Below are 787 nucleotides of genomic sequence, written 5' to 3' on the forward strand. Positions count from 1 at the left end.
TTTTGATTGCACTGCGTCGATTAGGAAGTTGAGTTAATGAGTCCGTTAATGACAGTGCTTCCAGCTGCTTATTTGCCGTTAACAACTGGTTCGTTCTTGCTTCTACTTTTTCTTCTAATTCCAAATTGAGTTTTAAGAGATCACGATTACGTTCGGACACTTGAGAAAACAGCGCATTGAGTGCTTCTAGTAATGGCTCGGTAGACGCGTTAGCTTGTTGCTCTTGTTCGCGATAAGCTTCTAAAGGAGAAACGCCTCGTTCGATGGCTTTGATCTGTTTCGCCATATTTTGATCGATGCCAAGAATGTGGTACGCCAACCAATGAATGAGAAAATCCAACAACTGCTCCGCTGATTGCCGATTATCTTCGTTAATAAAACTTTGCATGCTGACAATATCGCCCATAAAAGTGCGATGTACTTGAATATGCTTTTGGAGATGCTCGTGATGAATCCCCACTTCTCTCATTAAATTTTCCTCTTCTTTGAAGTGAAATTCGGCGTAACGAGAGAGTTCAAATAACGCGCTCTGAATATCCGCTATCGAAATCGTGTTTCGCGTCAAAAGTTTGCCGTACTTATTAATAAACTCAACGAGATACTGGTGTTGATCGTCAACATCTTCGATTCCTGTTTCAAAATAGATGTCCCAACGAAATGAATTCAACGTTACTACTCCCAATATCAACGAGTCTATATCAAGTCACCATGCCGCAACCTGAAATACCACAATAAATATAGGGAATAGTAACGATAAAAGTTTTCTAACGCCTCACTGAGTAGTCAA

The 787-nt window shown here is 40.4% G+C and carries 1 protein-coding gene; it reads right to left on the reverse strand.

Going from position 1 to position 787, the window contains the following annotated elements:
* Positions 1–667: hemerythrin family protein (locus R7R78_RS25620; RefSeq protein ID WP_225474554.1), on the reverse strand; the 667-nt coding region annotated here is incomplete at its 3' end.
* Positions 668–787 lie beyond the last annotated feature (120 nt).

Source organism: Vibrio sp. 2134-1 (genome assembly GCF_033339495.1).